Raw genomic sequence first — 16,781 nt, forward strand, 5'->3', positions numbered from 1 at the left:
CAGCGCCGGGTCACCGCCGCTTCCAGCTGGGCGGCGGAGACCGTGTCCGGGGCGCGCAGGCCGCGCTGGGCCAGGGCGCGGTGCAGGCGGGCGGGCGAACTCGCGCTCCAGGGGGCTGACCGGGGTGTCCCGGCGGCGGCTGAGCACCAGCAGCCCGAGCACGGCGCTGAACACCAGCACCACGCCGAGCAGCGCCAGCCCGACACGCAGCGGCGTTACCGCGCCGAGCAGGCGCTCCAGCAGATCGCGCTGGGACTGCTGGCGATAGCCGAGCACCCATTTCTGCCAGTTGAAGTCCACGTAGTCGGCCCACTGCTGCAGCTGGAACAGCACCGGCAGGCGGTTGAGGCCGTCGAAGTCACCGCCGGCGCCGTCGGCGGCGCTGTCGAAGGCGCCGCGCAGGCCCAGCTCGACACGCTCCGGGGCCACCGCCGCGGTGGGATCCACCTGCACCCAGCCCTGACCGGGCAGCCACACTTCCGCCCAGGCGTGGGCGTCATACTGGCGCACCTGCAGGTAGTCGCCGGCGTTCATTTCGCCGCCCTGGTAGCCGGCCACCACCCGGGCGGGGATGCCGGCGGCGCGCATCAGGAAGGTGAAGCTGGAGGCGTAGTGCTCGCAGAAGCCCTGGCGGGTGCCGAACAGGAATTCGTCCACGGTGTCGCCGGCGATGCGCGGCGGCTCCAGGGTGTAGAAGAACGGCTGCTCGCGGAAATAGCCGAGCGCGGCCTGCACCAGGGCGCCGTCGTTCCGGTGGCGCTGCCGCCAGCGCTGGGCCAGGGCACGCGCCTGGGCGTTGCCCTCTTCGGGCAGGTCCAGCATCAGCCGCCGTTCCGCGTCGCCGAGGGCCGGCACCGCGCCGGTCACGTCCACGCTGCGCACGGTGTAACTGAAGGCGCCGTTGACCGGGCCGTCCGCCACCAGCCGAAAATCCCGCGCCAGGGCGTTGCCGTCGAAGTCGGTGAACGGCACCGCCAGCGCGTACAGCCAGCGCTGCCGGGAGGGCTCCATGATCACACGGTAGCGGTAACCGGTGCGGTCGGCGGCGGCGTCGATCAGGGCGCGGTACCAGTCCGGCGACGGCCCTCGGCCGCCGTAGAACAGCTGCTCCCGCTCCCAGCCGGGCGGACTGGCCTGGCGCCAGGTAGTGCCGTCGAAGTAGCTGTAGGTGAGGCCACGCCAGTAGCGCTCCCGGGGCGGCGGCGGCTCGCCCTCGAACTGGACCCGGAACGCCAGCTCGCTGGATTCGGTGAGGCGGCTGACCTGCCCCGGCGACATGCTGTCGCTCATGCCGGTGCGCGCCTGGCCGCTGTCCAGCTGCATGTTCCACAGCGGCGCGATGCGCGGCACCAGCACGAACAGGGCGATGGCCAGCGGCAGCGCCTGCAGCACCATCACCGCCGCCACCGACAGGTGCTGGCGGCGGCGGGCGTGGGTGTCGCTGTAGTTGATGCCCGCCAGGCTGGCGGTGAGCAGAATCAGGCAACCGATCACGTAGAGCGCCATGGCCGGCCCGCGGTGGAACAGCAGGATGGTGGCGCACACGAAATAGCCGAGCACGATCAGCACATAGGCGTCGCGCTTGCTGACCAGCTCCAGGTATTTCAGCGCGAACAGGCTGGTGATCAACGCGGTGCCCGCCTCCGGCCCGTGCAGACGGCCGAAGCTGTAGAAGGTGGCGGCCACGGTGGCCACCAGCAGCACCAGGCGCAGGATGCGCCCGGGCAGCACCAGCCGCTGGCGGTCCATCAGGGCACGCCAGCCCAGCACCAGGGCGAGCAGCCCGGCCTGCCACAGGGGGCCGCCCCACAGCTGCGGCAGCGACGCGGCGATGATCGCCAGGGTGAGCCAGCCGCGGGCGTGGCTGGGGATCTGGTAGATGCGCGCCATCAGTCCGCCTCCGTGTCGCCGTGGCGGGCCAGCAGGTTGAGGGCCCGCAGACGCTGTTCCTCGCCCTGCCCCGGCGGCAGCTCGGCGCCGGGCAGCGCCAGGGCGAAGGGCCGGTTCTCGCGGCTCAGCCGCTGCACCCAGAAGCACAGGATCGACAGACGCCGCTCCACCGGCACGCCTTCCAGGCGGTCATAGCGCAACCACAGGCGGCCGCTGGCGGGCTCCTCGAACAGTTTGACGTTGAGCCCCCGGCCGCGGGCATAGCCTTTCCAGTCCACCTGGCCCAGGGAGTCGCCGGGCACATAGCCGCGCAGGCCCTGGAACTCCTCGCTGCCGCTTTGCCCGGCGCTGGCCACCTGGCGCTCCCGGTCGCCGCCGTCGGCGGGACAGTCGTGGCTTTCCTGAGGGCGCGGCCAGGCCAGGCAAACCTGATCCAGGGATACCAGCGACCAGCTGCGCAGCAGGCCCAGCGGGTAGCGGCTCTCCACGCGCAGACGCGGCGGTCGGACGCGGCCGCGCCGGCTGAGCGGCAGGTTCAGCCACAGGGCACTTTCCTCGCCGGGCTCGACGCTGATCTCCTGGGCCGGCTGGTCCAGCCAGCGCAGCCACAGCGCCCGGTGCGGGCGCCGCTGGGCGACCAGCACCACTTCCACGCTGCCCTGCCCGCCGACGAAACCGGAGCGGCTGGCGCCGGCGCGCAGCGACAGCCCGGACAAATTGCGGAAGGTGTGCAGAATGGCGACCAGAAACAGGCTGACCATCAGAAAACAGAGGCCGAGAATCAGGTTGTTCTCGTAGTTGATGCCGCCGAAGAACAGCAGCACGGACACCAGCAGATAGAGAAAGCCGTAGCCGGTGGGGAAAATAAAAATGCGCCGCTGGTCGAGCTGCACCTGGCGGGCCCGGGGAAGCCGGCGGTCGAGCCAACGCTGCCAGGCTTGCTTGAGCACGGCGTCCCTCCTCAGGTTCGACCGACTAGTGGCGCACCACCGGCACGGTTTGCAGCAGCGCCTGGGTCATCGCCGACACCTGGCCCCCTTCGCGGGGCTGCAGCCGGTGCTCGGCCACCGAGGGCCACACCGCCTGCACGTCCTCGGGCAGCACGTAATCGCGGTCGTGGATCAGCGCCCAGGCGCGGGCGGCGCGCAGCAGGCCGAGGCCGGCGCGCGGCGACAGGCCGGTGACCAGACGATCGTCGGCGCGGGTGGCTTCCAGCAGCCGCTGCACATAGTCGAGCAGATCGCGGGTGGCGCGCACCTTGCCCACATGGGCGATCAGTTTCACCAGGCCGCTGGGCTCGATGATGGGTTTCAATTCGCGCACCGCTTCGCGCAGGTCGCCGCCGGCGAGCAGGGACAGTTCCACGTCCGGGGACGGGTAGCCCAGGGAAATGCGCATCAGGAAACGGTCGAGCTGGGATTCCGGCAACACGAAGGTGCCGGCCTGGGTCACCGGGTTCTGGGTGGCGACCACGAAGAACGGCGACGGCAGCGGCCGGCTGACGCCGTCCAGGGTGACCTGTCGCTCTTCCATGGCTTCCAGCAGCGCGCCCTGGGTCTTGGGGGTGGCGCGGTTGATTTCGTCGGCGAGCAGAAGCTGGCTGAACACCGGCCCCTCGCGCAGACTGAACTGCTGGCTATCCGGATCGAACACCGAAACGCCGAGAATATCGGCGGGCAACATGTCGCTGGTGAACTGAACGCGGCGGTAATCGAGGCGGAACACCCGCGCCAGCGCATGGGCCAGGGTGGTCTTGCCCATGCCGGGCAGGTCCTCGATCAACAGATGGCCGCCGGCGAGCATGCAGGCCAGGGCCAGTTTCAGCTGTTCCGGTTTCCCCAGTAGCACGCTGCCCACCTGGGCCAGCGCTTTATCCAAAGCCTGCATAACACCCCTTTTTTGGCGACACGCTTCAAGCTTTTATTCGAAGCCGAGCGCTTTGATGCCGAGCCCCAGGTCGTTCTTGAGATCGCCGACGTCTTCCAGCCCCACCGCGATGCGGATCAGATTTTCGCTGATGCCGGAACGTTGTTTTTCTTCCTCCGCCACGCGCCCGTGGGTGGTGGTGGCCGGATGGGTAACGGTGGACTTCACGTCGCCCAGGTTGGCGGTGATGGAGAGCAGCCGGGTGGCGTCGATAAAGCGCCAGGCGGCCTGGCGGTCGCGCCGGCCGTCGCTGTCTTCCACTTCAATGGCGATCACCGCGCCGAACGCTTTCTGCTGGCGCTCGGCCAGGGCTTTCTGCGGGTGGCTGTCGAGGCCGGCATAGTGCACCCGGGCGATGCCCGGCTGCTGCTCCAGCCACTGCGCCAGTTGCAGGGCGTTTTCCGAATGCGCCTTCATGCGCAGGCCCAGGGTTTCCAGACCCTTGAGAAACACCCAGGCGTTGAACGGGCTCATGCAGGGGCCGGCGGAACGGACGAACCCGTGGATCTCCTTGAGGATCTCTTCGGGACCGACCACGGCGCCGCCCAGGCAGCGGCCCTGCCCGTCCAGATATTTGGTGGCGCTGTGAATCACCAGGTCCGCACCCAGTTCCAGCGGTTTCTGCAGCGCCGGGGTACAGAAGCAGTTATCAACGATCAGCAGCGCGCCGTTGTCATGGGCCAGTTTGGCCAGCGCTTCGATGTCGCCCACTTCCGAGAGCGGGTTAGACGGCGTTTCCAGATACAGCAGCTTGGTTTCCGGGCGAATCGCCGCGCGCCACTGATCCAGATCGTTCAGATCGACCAGGGTGGTGTCGATGTTGAACTTCTTCAGATAGCGGTCGTAGATCACATTGGTGGTGCCGAACACGCTGCGTGAACTGATCACGTGATCGCCGGGCGCCAGCAAGGTGAAGAAGGTGCTGCTGATCGCCGCCATGCCTGAGGCCAGCGCCACGCAGCTTTCGCCGCCTTCCATGGCCGCCAGGCGTTGCTCGAAGGAACGCACCGTGGGGTTGGTGAAACGCGAATAGACGTTACCCGGCTCCTCGCCGGAAAACCGGGCGGCGGCCTGGGCGGCGCTGTCGTAAACGAAGCTGGAGGTGAGGAAGATCGGGTCCGAGTGCGACATTTCATCGGTGCGCAACTGCGCCCAGCGAATCGCCAGGGTGTCGGTATGCAGGTCGCGGGGGTCCGGTGTGTCGCTCATCGTTACCTCGGTGCGGGGCGGCCGGGCCGCCCCTGGTTCAGTTGGAGTTATGCAGGTCGATCACTTCGTTGTCCGCCAGGGCGCGGGTTTTTTCCCGGCTTTTCTTGGCGTCGTCGTTGCGGCGCGTTTCCAGATCGGACAGATACTGGCCGTCGATATTACCGGCCAGATAGTGGCCGTTAAACACCGAACAATCAAACTCCTCGATGTCCGCGTTGCCTTCCTGGCAGGCGCTGACCAGATCTTCCAGATCCTGGTAGATCAGCTTGTCCGCGCCGATCAGCTGACAGACTTCGTCGTCGCTGCGGTCGTGGGCGATCAGTTCGCCGGCGGACGGCATATCGATGCCGTACACATTGGGGTATTTCACCGCCGGCGCGGCGGAGGCGAAATACACCTTGCGGGCGCCCGCTTCCCGGGCCATCTGGATGATTTCATGACAGGTGGTGCCGCGCACGATGGAGTCGTCCACCAGCAGCACGTTCTTGCCGGAGAATTCCAGTTCGATGGCGTTGAGCTTCTGGCGCACCGATTTCCGCCGCTGCTGCTGGCCGGGCATGATGAAGGTGCGGCCGATGTAGCGGTTCTTGATGAAGCCTTCGCGGTATTTCACGTTAAGCCGGTTGGCCATCTGCAGCGCCGAGGTGCGGCTGGTGTCCGGAATCGGGATCACCACGTCGATGTCGTGGTCCGGCCACACGCGCTCCACTTTTTCCGCCAGCTTTTCGCCCATGCGCAGGCGCGCCTTGTAGACGGAAATATCGTCGATGATGGAATCCGGGCGGGCCAGATAGACCTGCTCGAAGATGCAGGGCGTGAGCTTGGGCTGATCGTGGCAGGAACGGGTGTGCAGCTCCCCTTCCGAGGTGATGTAGATCGCCTCGCCGGGGGCCAGGTCACGCACCAGTTGGAAGCCCAGCGACGACAACGCCACCGATTCCGACGCCACCATGTACTCGGGGCCGTGCTCGGTCTCTTTCTTGCCGAAACAGACCGGACGAATGCCGCGCGGGTCGCGGAACGCCAGGATGCCGTAGCCGGTGATCATCGCCACCACCGCGTAGGCGCCCTCGGCGCGCCGGTGCACCGCGGACACGGCGTCGAAGATGTCGTCCGGCTCCGGGCGCAGCTTGCCCTTGCCGCGCTCGTGCAGCTCGTGGGCGAACACGTTCAACAGCACTTCGGAATCCGAGGTGGTGTTGATATGGCGCAGATCGGAACGGTAGAGGTGCTCGGCGAGCGCCTCGGAATTGGTCAGGTTGCCGTTATGGGCCAGGGTCAGGCCGTAGGGCGAGTTGACGTAGAACGGCTGCGCCTCCGCGGAGCTGGAGCTGCCGGCGGTGGGGTAACGCACGTGACCGATGCCCATGTTGCCGACCAGGCGGCGCATGTGGCGGTTGCGGAATACGTCCCGGACCATGCCGTTGTCCTTGCGCAGGAACAGCCGGTCCCCGTCGCAGGTGACGATGCCGGCGGCGTCCTGTCCCCGGTGCTGAAGAACCGTCAAAGCGTCATAAATCGCCTGGTTGACGTAGGAGTGGCCGACAATGCCAACAATGCCGCACATTTGCGTATCCTCGAGCTAGCTAAGCTTAGCTTCCGCTGACGTTCATAAGATAAGCGATCAGATCCCCGGCGAGACGGCGGGTCCAGTCCTCCAGCATGGCGAAATGCGGGACCAGAAGCGACTCGCGCCACCAGGCATCCTCGCTGAACAGATGGTGGCCCAGGGCCACCAATACAACCACCACCAGGGCGCCGCGCAAGGCGCCGAACACCATGCCCAGCAAACGGTCGGTGCCACTCAGGCCGGTCACGCGGATCAATTCACCGAGCAGGTGATTGATCAACGCGCCCACTATCAGGGTGACAGTGAACAACAGACCGAAGGCGACGGCCAGGCGCAGGCTGGGCGTCTCGATGGAATCGGCCAGGAGAACCTCCAGGGCCGGGCTGAACAGGCGGGCGACGATGAAGGCCGCCACCCAGGTGAGCAGGGAAAACGCTTCACGCGTGAAGCCACGACGCACACTGATCAGTGCCGAGGCGGCGATGATAAACAGAATGATGCCGTCTGCCAGATTCATGAACACGCGCGTGGTTAAAACAGGCCCGCGATTCTATCAGAGCGCCCGGGGCGGGCACAGGGCTTTATCGGCCCGGAATCGCTACGGCACAAAGGAACGCACCAGCCCTTCCAGGGCGAAGGCCTTGTCGTCGGCCAGCCGCTGGCGCAGGGCCTCGGCCCGTTCGCGCTTGATCTCCGGGCCCACGAACACGCGCTGCCAGGTGTTGCCGTCCTGGCGCACTTCACGGTGATAGGCGCTGTAGCCGGCCTCGCGCAGGCGCGCCACCAGCGCCTGGGCGTTGGCCACGTCGCTGAAACTGGCCACCTGCACGGTGAAGCCGGGTTGCGGGGCGTCCTGGGCGGCGGGTTGCGGTGCTTCTGAAGGCTCTTCATCCGCTGACGGCTCTTCCTCCACCACCGGAGGGGCCGCCCGCGGCTCCGGTTCGGCGGCGGCCACCTGTTGCTGCTCTTCGTCGATCTGACGGTCGGTGGCGGCCTGCTCTTCCTCGCTGACCACCGGGGCGATCTCCGGCTCGCTGATGCGCGGCGCTTCCGGGATCGACATATCCAGGGCCAGGCGTACCTGTTCCGGCGTGCGCAGTACCAGCGGCGCCAGAATCGCGGCCAGCAGCAGCAACAGCAGCAGGCCGATCACACGTTGGCGAGTTCGCAAATGCACCGCTAGTCTCCCTGATCCATGGCGTTCAACGCCTCGGCGACGGTAAAGAAAGAGCCCAGAACCAGCACCTGATCGCCGGCGCCGCTGTCCGCGACGGCCTGATCCAGCGCCGCCGCCACGCTGTCGAAACGGTGCGCCACGGCGCTCTCGGGCAGCGCCCGGGCCAGCCGCCCGGTGTCCGCCGCGCGGCTCACCGCCGGGCGCGCCAGATACCACTCATCCACGTCGGCGGCGAACAGCGCCACCACCGCTTCCACCGGTTTGTCGGTCATCATGCCCAACACCAGGCGCCGGCGGCCGGCGTGGGCGGGCAGCCGCCCGCGCAGCCGGGTCAATGCTTCCAGATTATGCCCCACGTCGAGCACGCACTGCACGCCACGGTAACGGCGCACCTGGCAGCGGCCGACGAGACCGGTATCCGCCACCTGGTGGGGGGCGTCGTCCGCCGGTGGGAAACCGGCGGCCACCAGCGCCTGGCAGGCGGTGGCCAGGTTGTCCGCGCCCAGGCGCGGGGGCAGCGGCAATGGATAATGGCGTTGCCGTTGGCCGTCGCGGATCGACAAGCGGGCGGCCTCCACCTGGAACTCGCGGCCGGCGCGCAGCGGCACCGCCTTGAGGCGATCCAGTTCGGCGTCCAGGTTGGCGGGGGCGTTTTCCTCCCCGTACACCAGGGGCCGCCCTGCCCGGCCGATGCCGAGTTTCTCCACCGCCACTTTTTCGCGGGTGTCACCCAGCCAGTCGGTGTGGTCCAGGCCCACGGAGGTGACCACCGCCACGTCCGCGTCGACCAGATTGACCGCGTCCAGGCGGCCGCCCAGCCCCACTTCCAGAATCGCCAGGTCGGCGCCGCTGTGGCGGAACAGCCACAGCGCCGCCAGGGTGGTGAATTCGAAATAGGTCAGCGCGGTGTCGCCGCGGGCGGCGTCCACCTGCTCGAAGGCGGCGCACAGGGCGTCGTCGTCCACCGGGCCGTCGGGCAGCGTGATGCGTTCGTTGAAGCGTTGCAGATGGGGGGAGGTATAGACGCACACGCGGCGGCCGGCGGCGGCCGCCAGGGCGCGGGTGAGCGCCACCACCGAGCCCTTGCCGTTGGTGCCGGCGACGGTGATCACCGGCATCGACAGGCTGGCCGCGCCGAGCGCCTCGGCCACCCGGCGCACCCGCTCCAGGCCCAGCTCGATCTCACTGGGGTGGAGTTTTTCAATGCGCGCCAGCCAGGCGTCCAGGCCGACGCTCATAGTTCGGCGGGTTCGGCCAGCGGCGCCCCGGTCAGATTGGCGAGAATGCGGTGCAGGGTGTCACGCATGTGCTGACGCTCGACGATCATGTCGATGGCGCCGTGCTCGAGCAGGAATTCACTGCGCTGGAAGCCTTCCGGCAGTTTCTGCCGCACGGTCTGCTCGATCACCCGCGGGCCGGCGAAGCCGATCAGCGCGTTGGGCTCGGCCACATTGACGTCGCCGAGCATGGCCAGCGACGCGGACACGCCGCCGTAGACCGGATCGGTGAGCACGGAGATAAACGGCAGAGCCGCTTCGCGCAGACGTTCCAGCGCGGCGGAGGTCTTGGCCATCTGCATCAGGGAGAACAGCGCTTCCTGCATGCGCGCCCCGCCGCTGGCGGCGAAACAGATCAGCGGCGTTTTGTGTTCCAGGCAACTTTCCACCGCGCGCACGAAACGCTCGCCGACCACCGAGCCCATGGAGCCGCCCATGAAGCGGAATTCGAACGCCACCGCCACCACCGGCAAATCGTGGAGCTTGCCTTTCATGGCGATCAGCGCGTCCCGTTCCTGGGTCTCCTTCTGGGCCGCCACCAGGCGGTCCTTGTACTTCTTGGAGTCCTTGAACTTGAGCCGGTCCACCGGCGCCAGATCGGCGCCGATTTCGCTCATCGGGCCGTCGTCCAGGAACATCTTCAGCCGCTTGCGGGCACCGACGCGCAGGTGGTGCTCGCATTTCGGGCACACTTCCAGATTGCGTTCCAGCTCCGGACGGTAGAGCACACTGTCGCAGCGCGGACACTTGCGCCACAGACCCTCGGGAATGGTGCTGCGCCGGGTTTCCTGCGGGCGACGCACCGCGGGGAGGATCTTTTCCAGCCAGTTATTGCTCATCAGTCGGACCTCGTACGCTCAGCGCTCAGCGTTTACTGTTTATCCATGGCGGCACGCATGTCGGCGAGAATCGCCGCCACCGCGGGGGCGATGCGATCCGGGGTATCCACGTTTTCGGCGGACTGGTTGACCAGCGCACTGCCGACCACCACGCCGTCGGATACCTGGCTCACCGCCCGTGCCGATTGCGCGTCTTTGATACCAAAGCCCACGCCAATGGGCAATTGGGCAAGGTTGCGAATTGTTTCAACCCGGCGCGCCACTTCCTCCACGTTGAGGCTGGCGGAGCCGGTCACGCCTTTCAGCGACACGTAATACAGGTAGCCGCTGGCGGCGCCGGCGATGCGGCTGATCCGCGCGTCGGTGGTGGTCGGCGCGATCAGGAAGATCAGATCGACGCCGCGCGTCTTGAACAGCGGCGCCACCTCGTCGCACTCCTCCGGCGGCAGATCCACCAGCAGCACGCCGTCGACCCCGGCGTCCACGCAGGCGTCGGCGAAGCGCTCGTAACCCATGATCTCCACCGGGTTCAGGTAGCCCATCAGCACCACCGGCGTGGTGTCGTTGTCGCGGCGGAACTCGGTGACCATGGCCAGCACGTCACGCAGGCCGGTGCCGGCGGCCAGGGCCCGTTCACAGGCCTTCTGGATCACCGGGCCGTCGGCCATCGGGTCGGAGAACGGCACGCCCAGTTCGATCACGTCGGCGCCCGCCTCCACCATGGCGTGCATCACCGGCACGGTGACCGCCTTGGTCGGGTCGCCGGCGGTAATGTAAGGAATCAGGGCCTTACGCTGCTGCTCCTTGAGAGTGGCGAAGCAGGCTTCAATACGACTCATATCCTTCCCCGATCTTAAAAATGAATACCGTCGATTTCCGCCACGGTGAGGATGTCTTTATCCCCGCGGCCCGACAGGTTGATGACGATGTCCTGGTCGGCGTCCATTTGCGGCGCCAGCTTACGGGCATAGGCGAGCGCATGGGCGGATTCCAGCGCCGGCATGATGCCCTCGATGCGGGTCAGCTCGCGGAACGCGGCCAGGGCCTCGTTGTCGTCGGCGGACACGTAATGAACCCGGCCGATGTCCTTGAGCCAGGAGTGCTCGGGGCCCACCCCGGGGTAGTCGAGGCCGGCGGACACGGAATGGGTCTCGATGATCTGACCGTTGTCGTCTTCCATCAGGTAGGTGCGGTTGCCGTGCAGCACACCGGGACGGCCGGCGCTCAGCGGCGCCGCATGGCGGCCGGTGTCGATGCCGTCACCGCCGGCTTCCACGCCGTACATGGCCACGTCCCGGTCGTCCAGGAACGGGTGGAACAGGCCGATGGCATTGGAGCCGCCGCCCACGCAGGCGACCAGCGCGTCCGGCAATTTGCCGGCCTGCTTGAGGCTCTGCGCGCGGGCCTCGCGGCCGATCACCGACTGGAAGTCGCGCACCAGCATCGGGTACGGGTGCGGCCCGGCCACGGTGCCGATGATGTAGAAGGTGTCGTCCACGTTGGTGACCCAGTCGCGCATCGCCTCGTTCATGGCGTCCTTGAGGGTGCGCGAACCGGAGGTCACCGGCACCACGTTGGCGCCCAGCAGCTTCATGCGATAGACGTTGAGGCGCTGGCGGCGAATGTCTTCCTCGCCCATGAACACGTGGCACTCCAGGCCCAGGCGCGCGGCCACGGTGGCCGAAGCCACGCCGTGCTGGCCGGCGCCGGTTTCCGCGATCACCCGCTTCTTGCCCATGTGCTTGGCGAGCAGCGCCTGGCCGATGGTGTTGTTCACCTTGTGGGCGCCGGTGTGGTTGAGATCCTCGCGCTTGAGCCAGATGCGGGCGCCGCCGAGCTGTTTGGTCCAGCGCTCGGCCAGATACAGCGGCGAGGGCCGGCCCACGTAATGGGCCAGGTCGTAGTCGAAATCCGCCTGGAACTGGGGATCGTCCTTGAGGCGCCGGTACATGACATCCAGCTCGTCGAGGGCGGCCATCAGGGTTTCGGAGACGAAGCGTCCGCCGAAGCGTCCGAAATGACCGTTCTGATCGGGAAATGCCTTGTAATCGGGCCCACTGCTTTCAGAAGACTGTGTCACCGAATGCTCCTCGTCATGGTGCCTGCCAGTTTGAATAAAGGGGTCAGCCGCGCGCCGCGCGTATGAACGCGCTCACCGCGCCGGGGTCCTTGATGCCGCCCTGCCGGCGGCCGTCGACGCCGAGAACCTCCACGCCGCCGCTCACGTCCACGGCCCAGGGCCGTACCCGCCGTACCGCCTCGGCCACGTTGGCCGGGTCCAGGCCGCCGGCGAGCACCAGCGGCAGGGAGGGATCGGCGGGCAGCCGGTCCCAGTCGAACCGTTCACCGGTGCCGCCGGGCACGCCGGGCACATAGCTGTCGACCAGCAGCCCGCGGGCGCCGGCGGCGCCGTAGCGCTCCGCCTCGGCCCGGGGGTCCACCCCGTCACGCATCCGCAGGGCCTTGATCCAGGGACGCTGGAAAGCGGCGCAGTATTCCGGCGATTCATCGCCATGGAACTGCAGCATGTCCAGCGGTACCTGTTCCAGCAACGCGGCGATCTGCTCCGGCGGTGCGTCCACGAACAACCCCACGGTGGTCACGAACGGCGGCAAGGCGGCGACGATGTCGGCGGCCTGACGCGGGCTCACGTAGCGGGGGCTGGGCGGGTAAAACACCAGGCCGATGGCGTCGGCGCCGGCCCGCGCCGCGTGGCGCCCGTCGTCCGGCCGCGTGATGCCGCAAATTTTGACCCGGGGTATGTTCATTCGTTACCTATGATAACAGACCGTGGTGTTGAGGGCGTCAATTATGGGGCATCGGCACCGCCGCCGTCAGCCGCGTTCAGCGTGGTCAGCCACAGCGGGCCTAGCGGCGGACGCGGCAGCACGAACGGCTCCGGGTAGCCGATGTCGACCAGATACAGCCCGAACGGCGGCGCGGTGACGCCGCCCTTGCGGCGGTCGCGGGCCTCAAGCACTTCACGGGCCCACACCGGCGGATGCTTGCCGGCGCCGATGCTCATCAGCACGCCGGCCATGTTGCGCACCATGTGCATCAGGAAGGCGTTGCCCTCCACTTCCAGCACGATCAACGGACCCTGCCGGTGAATATGAAAGCGGCTGAGGGTTTTCACCGGTGACTTGGCCTGGCAGTGCACGCTCCGGTAGGAGGTGAAATCGTGGGTGCCGACCAGGTGACGGCTTGCCTCGATCATGGCGTCCACGTCCAGCGGCCGGTAGTTCCAGGTCACCTGGCGGCGGAACAGCGCCGGCGGCGCGGCGTGGTTATAGATCACGTAGCGGTAACGGCGCCGGTTGGCTTTGAAGCGGGCGTGGAAATCGTCCGGCACCGCTTGCGCCCACTGCACCGAGACGTCGTCGGGGAGAAAGCGGTTGGCGCCCATCACCCAGCTCTTCATGCTGCGGTCGGCGTCGGAATCAAAGTGGCAGACCTGGCCGGTGGCGTGCACGCCGGCGTCGGTGCGGCCGGCGCAGATCAGCGCCACCGGGTGGTTGGCCACCCGCGAGAGCGCCTTTTCCAGTTCTTCCTGGACGGTGCGCACGCCGGATTCCTGGGTCTGCCAGCCGTGGAAACCGGCGCCGTCGTATTCCACCGCCACTGCGATTCGCGTCATCAAGCCGTCCTAGCGGTCTGTAAAGCGAGCATTAAAAAGGGGGCGATACCTTAAGGCATCGCCCCCCGAACCGCCAGAGACGGCAACCGGTCGGTCTCAGCCGACGCGGGCGAGCAGCTCCTTGGCTTCGCCCTGCTGCTCTTCGCTGCCTTCGCTGAGCACCTCGTTGAGGATGTCCCGGGCGCCTTCCGCGTCGCCCATGTCGATATAGGCGCGGGCCAGATCCAGCTTGGTGGCGTTTTCGTCGGTTTCACCCAGGAAGTCGAAGTCATCGTCGTCGCCGAGCATGTCGTCGCTCACCTCACTGGTGTCCGCGGGCGGCGTGGCGGCCGTTTGCGGCTCGGGCTCGTATTCCGTCGCCGACGCGTCGTCCTCACCGGCGTCGTCCAGTTCCAGATTCAGGTCGTCGAGGTCATCGGCGCCGGCATCCGGTTCGGTGCGCGGCGACGATGGCGCATCGTCTTCCAAGCTGAGATCGTCCAGGGACAGTTCCGTGTCGTCGTCTTCCAGGGACAGATCGGCCAGTTCGTCACCGGTGTCTTCCCCGGGCGAGGCTTCAGCCGGTGCCGGCGCGGGCTCGTCGACGCCGGTGCGGTCGTCGGTGAGCGACACATCCAGATCATCGAGTTCGAGGTCGTCGAAGTCGCCCAGGTCGTCGGCGCCACGCTCCGTGGAGGTGTCGCTATCGTCGTTGCCGGCGGGCGTTTCGGCGCTGTCCAGCGCGGCCAGCTCGTCATCGGTGAAGGCCACGTCGCCGTCGCTTTCGAAATCGTCCTCGAGGGAGAACGCCAGGCCGTCGTCTTCATCGTCGCCGGCGCGGTCATTGCCGTCGTCGAGTACCAGATCGTCCAGCTCCAGTGGCGTCTCGTCGCGAAGCGGCCGGTTTTCCGGCTCTTCGTCCTCGAGGGTGAAGTCGAAGTCGTCCAGTTCCAGGCTGTCGTCCTGGTCGGTCTGTTCGGTTTCGGGTTGTTCCGTATCGGCCTGCTCGGATTGCTCGCGACCGGCGGCAAAACCGGCCGCGGCGCCGGCCCCCGCCGTGGTGGCGGTGGCGGCATGGGAATAGCCGTCGCTGTCGTCCGGCTGATCCGACAGGTCGGACGCCAGATCCAGTTCCAGATCGTCCAGGGACAGCTCGTCGTCGCCGCTGTCCGCGCTGGACGCGACGTAGGCGTTATCGCCGTAATCGTGCTCGCCCGGATCGCCGCCAAGCCGTTTGATGGCGGCGTCCACCGCCGGACTGGTGCCGGCGAACGCGGTGGCCTGCTGGTGGAAACCGCGCTCGTCGTTGCTTTCGTGCAGCAGTTCCAGCAGGCGGATTTTCAGATCGCCGCGCTCCGGCGCCTGATTGATTTCATTACGCAGGAAGTCCACCGCCTGGGGGTACTGGCCGTAGGCCACATAGACGTCGGCCCGCTCCATCGGATCCATCTCGTCGTCGGCGAGATCCTCTTCCAGGTCGGCGTCGTCGTGGGCGGCGGTTCCGGCCATCACCGGGGCTTCGAAATCATCACCAAACCCGTTGTCGTCCTCTTCGTCGTGCTCGTCGCCGGCCGCGTTTTGACGGCGGCGCAGCGCCAGCAACAGCAGAAGCAGCAAAACCGCCAAAGCGGCGCCCACATACAGCAGGTTGTCGCGAATCAGGCCGACGATACCGCCGCCGCTGTCCGCCTGATCGGCGTTGGCCGGGCCGGAGCCCGACTGATCCGCGGAGGCCGGTTCCGGCTTTTCGGGCGGGGTCACGGTGGCGGTGCGGTCATCATCGCCGCCGCCCTGATCCGGCGACGGCCCGTCGCCGCCGCCGTTCTGGCCCGGCGCGCCCAGCGCCGGTGCCGCGTCGTCGTCATCGCCAGCCGCGCCCGGCTGGTCGCCGGCGGCGTCGGCGCTATCGGTGCCGTCCGTATTTTCGGCGCCGCCGCTGTCCGCGCCGCCGGTGTCGGCGGTCATGTCGGGGGCGCTGTCCGCCGCCGGCTCGGGCTCCTCCAGCAGTGACGGGTCCACGTCCAGGTCCTGCTCTTCACGCAGCCGGCGCAGTTCCGCCTGCAGCGCGGCGATCTTCTCGCTGCGCATTTCCAGCAGCTGCTGGCTGGTGCTGACCTGCTCGTCCAGCGCGTCCAGGCGGCTGCGCAGCTCGCTGTTTTCGCGGTTCAGGCGGTCCAGATTTTCGTCGCGGATCGCCAGCTCGTTCTGCAGCGCGGCGGTGTCGGCGTCGCCACTGCGGCCGCCGGTGGCGTCGCCGTCGCGCACGCCGCCCTCGCTGTCCGGGCTCACCAGAGTGACCTGGCCCTGACCGTCGTCGCCGCCGGCGACCTGATCACTGCGGTCGCGGCCGGTGGCGTCGATCGGCGCCCGCTGCGGCTGGCCCGCCGCCGGCTCGGGGCGCATGCCCCGCCATTCGCGGTTCTGCGTGGCCACCCGGGACAGGGCTTCACGGCTGGACACACGGCGCACCTGCTGCTCGGACGGAATGCGCAGCACCGCGCCTTCGCGCACCAGGTTCACGTTGTCATTGATAAAGGCGTCGGGATTGCGCTCCTGGATCGCCAGCATCATCTGCTGTACGGACACATCCGGGCTCGGGCGCTGCTGCCGGGCGATGCGCCACATGGTGTCGGATGCCCCGACCCGGTAAGTGCCGCTGTCGCGTTCGGCCACTTCGCCGGCGCCGTCGCCGGGAGCCTCCGAGGGGGCCGGGCGGGTTTGCGGGCGCGTGGCCGGTTCGGCGGGGCGCTGGCGGGCCGGCTCGGAAGCGGGCTCGGGCCGGGTGGCCGGGCGTGGCGAGGGTTCGGAAACCGCGGGCTGCAGGCTGTCGCCGTCGTCCGCGTAGCTGGGCGGATCCAGCAGAACGGTGTATTCCCGCATCAGGCGGCCGGTGGGCCAGAGGAATTCCACCAGGAAATTAAGATAGGGTTCGCGTACCGGCTGACGGGAGCGGATGTGCAATACGCCGCTGTCGCCGCTCACGTCCACTTCGAACTTCAGATCGTTGAGGAAGTAGCCGCGGTCCACACCGGCGGCGTCGAACGCCTCCTGCGTGGCCAGGTTGGCGAGAATTTCGTCCTCGGACAGGCCGCCCAGATCGTGCAGTTCCACGGTCATGTCCAGCGGCTCGTTCAAATACGAGTTCAGCTCGTACTCACCCACCCCCAGTGCAGCCGCCAGCCCGGGCGCCATGGTCGCCAGAGCGATAAAGCCTATCCCAAGTTTTCGGAGCATTGATCGAACCCTTTACTTATTATCTTTCCCCGCCCTCTCAGCC

Annotated in this window: 14 protein-coding genes; all 14 read right to left on the bottom strand. The window is 67.6% G+C overall.

What is annotated here, in order from left to right; all coding sequences use genetic code 11:
• Positions 1–1,890, bottom strand: a 1,890-nt coding sequence (locus ISO4_RS14580; RefSeq protein WP_194856686.1) for a transglutaminase family protein, incomplete at its 3' end; no start/stop codon positions are given.
• Complete coding sequence (locus ISO4_RS14585) at positions 1,890–2,840, bottom strand: DUF58 domain-containing protein (protein ID WP_194856687.1); 951 nt, start codon at positions 2,838–2,840, stop codon at positions 1,890–1,892. The genes ISO4_RS14585 and ISO4_RS14580, both read right to left, overlap by 1 nt.
• 25 nt (positions 2,841–2,865) lie before the next feature.
• On the bottom strand, positions 2,866–3,777 hold the full coding sequence (locus ISO4_RS14590; protein WP_194856688.1) for an AAA family ATPase: 912 nt from the start codon (positions 3,775–3,777) through the stop codon (positions 2,866–2,868).
• A gap of 33 nt (positions 3,778–3,810) precedes the next feature.
• Positions 3,811–5,025, bottom strand: a complete 1,215-nt coding sequence (locus ISO4_RS14595; protein WP_194856689.1) for an O-succinylhomoserine sulfhydrylase — start codon at positions 5,023–5,025, stop codon at positions 3,811–3,813.
• Positions 5,026–5,062: 37 nt separating this feature from the next.
• Entirely contained in the window at positions 5,063–6,592 is a 1,530-nt protein-coding gene (gene purF, locus ISO4_RS14600) for an amidophosphoribosyltransferase (RefSeq protein WP_142949277.1), read from the bottom strand.
• Positions 6,593–6,617: 25 nt separating this feature from the next.
• The gene (locus ISO4_RS14605; protein WP_067605387.1) at positions 6,618–7,112 is read right to left on the bottom strand and encodes a CvpA family protein; all 495 of its coding nucleotides are present in this window, start codon (positions 7,110–7,112) and stop codon (positions 6,618–6,620) included.
• Positions 7,113–7,193: 81 nt separating this feature from the next.
• Positions 7,194–7,772 (bottom strand): SPOR domain-containing protein, encoded by a 579-nt coding sequence (locus ISO4_RS14610; RefSeq protein WP_194856690.1) that lies wholly within the window; start codon positions 7,770–7,772, stop codon positions 7,194–7,196.
• Between the two features lie 2 nt (positions 7,773–7,774).
• Entirely contained in the window at positions 7,775–9,010 is a 1,236-nt protein-coding gene (locus tag ISO4_RS14615; RefSeq protein WP_194856691.1) for a bifunctional folylpolyglutamate synthase/dihydrofolate synthase, read from the bottom strand.
• Positions 9,007–9,888 carry an acetyl-CoA carboxylase, carboxyltransferase subunit beta gene (gene accD, locus ISO4_RS14620; protein WP_194856692.1) on the bottom strand — a complete coding sequence of 294 codons (882 nt, stop codon included), beginning with the start codon at positions 9,886–9,888 and terminating at the stop codon, positions 9,007–9,009. The genes ISO4_RS14615 and accD overlap by 4 nt, the downstream gene beginning before the upstream one ends.
• A 32-nt stretch (positions 9,889–9,920) precedes the next feature.
• Entirely contained in the window at positions 9,921–10,727 is an 807-nt protein-coding gene (gene trpA / locus ISO4_RS14625; protein WP_142949281.1) for a tryptophan synthase subunit alpha, read from the bottom strand.
• A 14-nt stretch (positions 10,728–10,741) separates the two neighbouring features.
• The gene (gene trpB / locus ISO4_RS14630; protein ID WP_194856693.1) at positions 10,742–11,968 is read right to left on the bottom strand and encodes a tryptophan synthase subunit beta; all 1,227 of its coding nucleotides are present in this window, start codon (positions 11,966–11,968) and stop codon (positions 10,742–10,744) included.
• A 43-nt stretch (positions 11,969–12,011) separates the two neighbouring features.
• A complete protein-coding gene (locus ISO4_RS14635) occupies positions 12,012–12,656 on the bottom strand; it encodes a phosphoribosylanthranilate isomerase (RefSeq protein WP_142949283.1) in 645 nt (214 codons plus the stop codon).
• A gap of 41 nt (positions 12,657–12,697) precedes the next feature.
• Positions 12,698–13,525 (bottom strand): tRNA pseudouridine(38-40) synthase TruA, encoded by an 828-nt coding sequence (gene truA / locus ISO4_RS14640; RefSeq protein ID WP_194856694.1) that lies wholly within the window; start codon positions 13,523–13,525, stop codon positions 12,698–12,700.
• Between the two features lie 96 nt (positions 13,526–13,621).
• On the bottom strand, positions 13,622–16,738 hold the full coding sequence (locus ISO4_RS14645; RefSeq protein ID WP_194856695.1) for a FimV/HubP family polar landmark protein: 3,117 nt from the start codon (positions 16,736–16,738) through the stop codon (positions 13,622–13,624).
• Positions 16,739–16,781: the final 43 nt, after the last annotated feature.

Origin of the sequence: Alloalcanivorax venustensis ISO4 (genome assembly GCF_015356855.1) — a bacterium.
In the GTDB taxonomy this organism is placed as follows: Bacteria; Pseudomonadota; Gammaproteobacteria; order Pseudomonadales; family Alcanivoracaceae; genus Alloalcanivorax; species Alloalcanivorax venustensis.

Coding starts and splice junctions, on each gene's coding strand:
- ISO4_RS14590 (WP_194856688.1), bottom strand. CDS start 3,777: ATGCAGGCTTTGGATAAAGCGCTGGCCCAGGTGGGCAGCGTGCTACTG.
- ISO4_RS14595 (WP_194856689.1), bottom strand. CDS start 5,025: ATGAGCGACACACCGGACCCCCGCGACCTGCATACCGACACCCTGGCG.
- purF (WP_142949277.1), bottom strand. CDS start 6,592: ATGTGCGGCATTGTTGGCATTGTCGGCCACTCCTACGTCAACCAGGCG.
- ISO4_RS14605 (WP_067605387.1), bottom strand. CDS start 7,112: ATGAATCTGGCAGACGGCATCATTCTGTTTATCATCGCCGCCTCGGCA.
- ISO4_RS14615 (WP_194856691.1), bottom strand. CDS start 9,010: ATGAGCGTCGGCCTGGACGCCTGGCTGGCGCGCATTGAAAAACTCCAC.
- accD (WP_194856692.1), bottom strand. CDS start 9,888: ATGAGCAATAACTGGCTGGAAAAGATCCTCCCCGCGGTGCGTCGCCCG.
- trpA (WP_142949281.1), bottom strand. CDS start 10,727: ATGAGTCGTATTGAAGCCTGCTTCGCCACTCTCAAGGAGCAGCAGCGT.
- ISO4_RS14635 (WP_142949283.1), bottom strand. CDS start 12,656: ATGAACATACCCCGGGTCAAAATTTGCGGCATCACGCGGCCGGACGAC.
- truA (WP_194856694.1), bottom strand. CDS start 13,525: ATGACGCGAATCGCAGTGGCGGTGGAATACGACGGCGCCGGTTTCCAC.
- ISO4_RS14645 (WP_194856695.1), bottom strand. CDS start 16,738: ATGCTCCGAAAACTTGGGATAGGCTTTATCGCTCTGGCGACCATGGCG.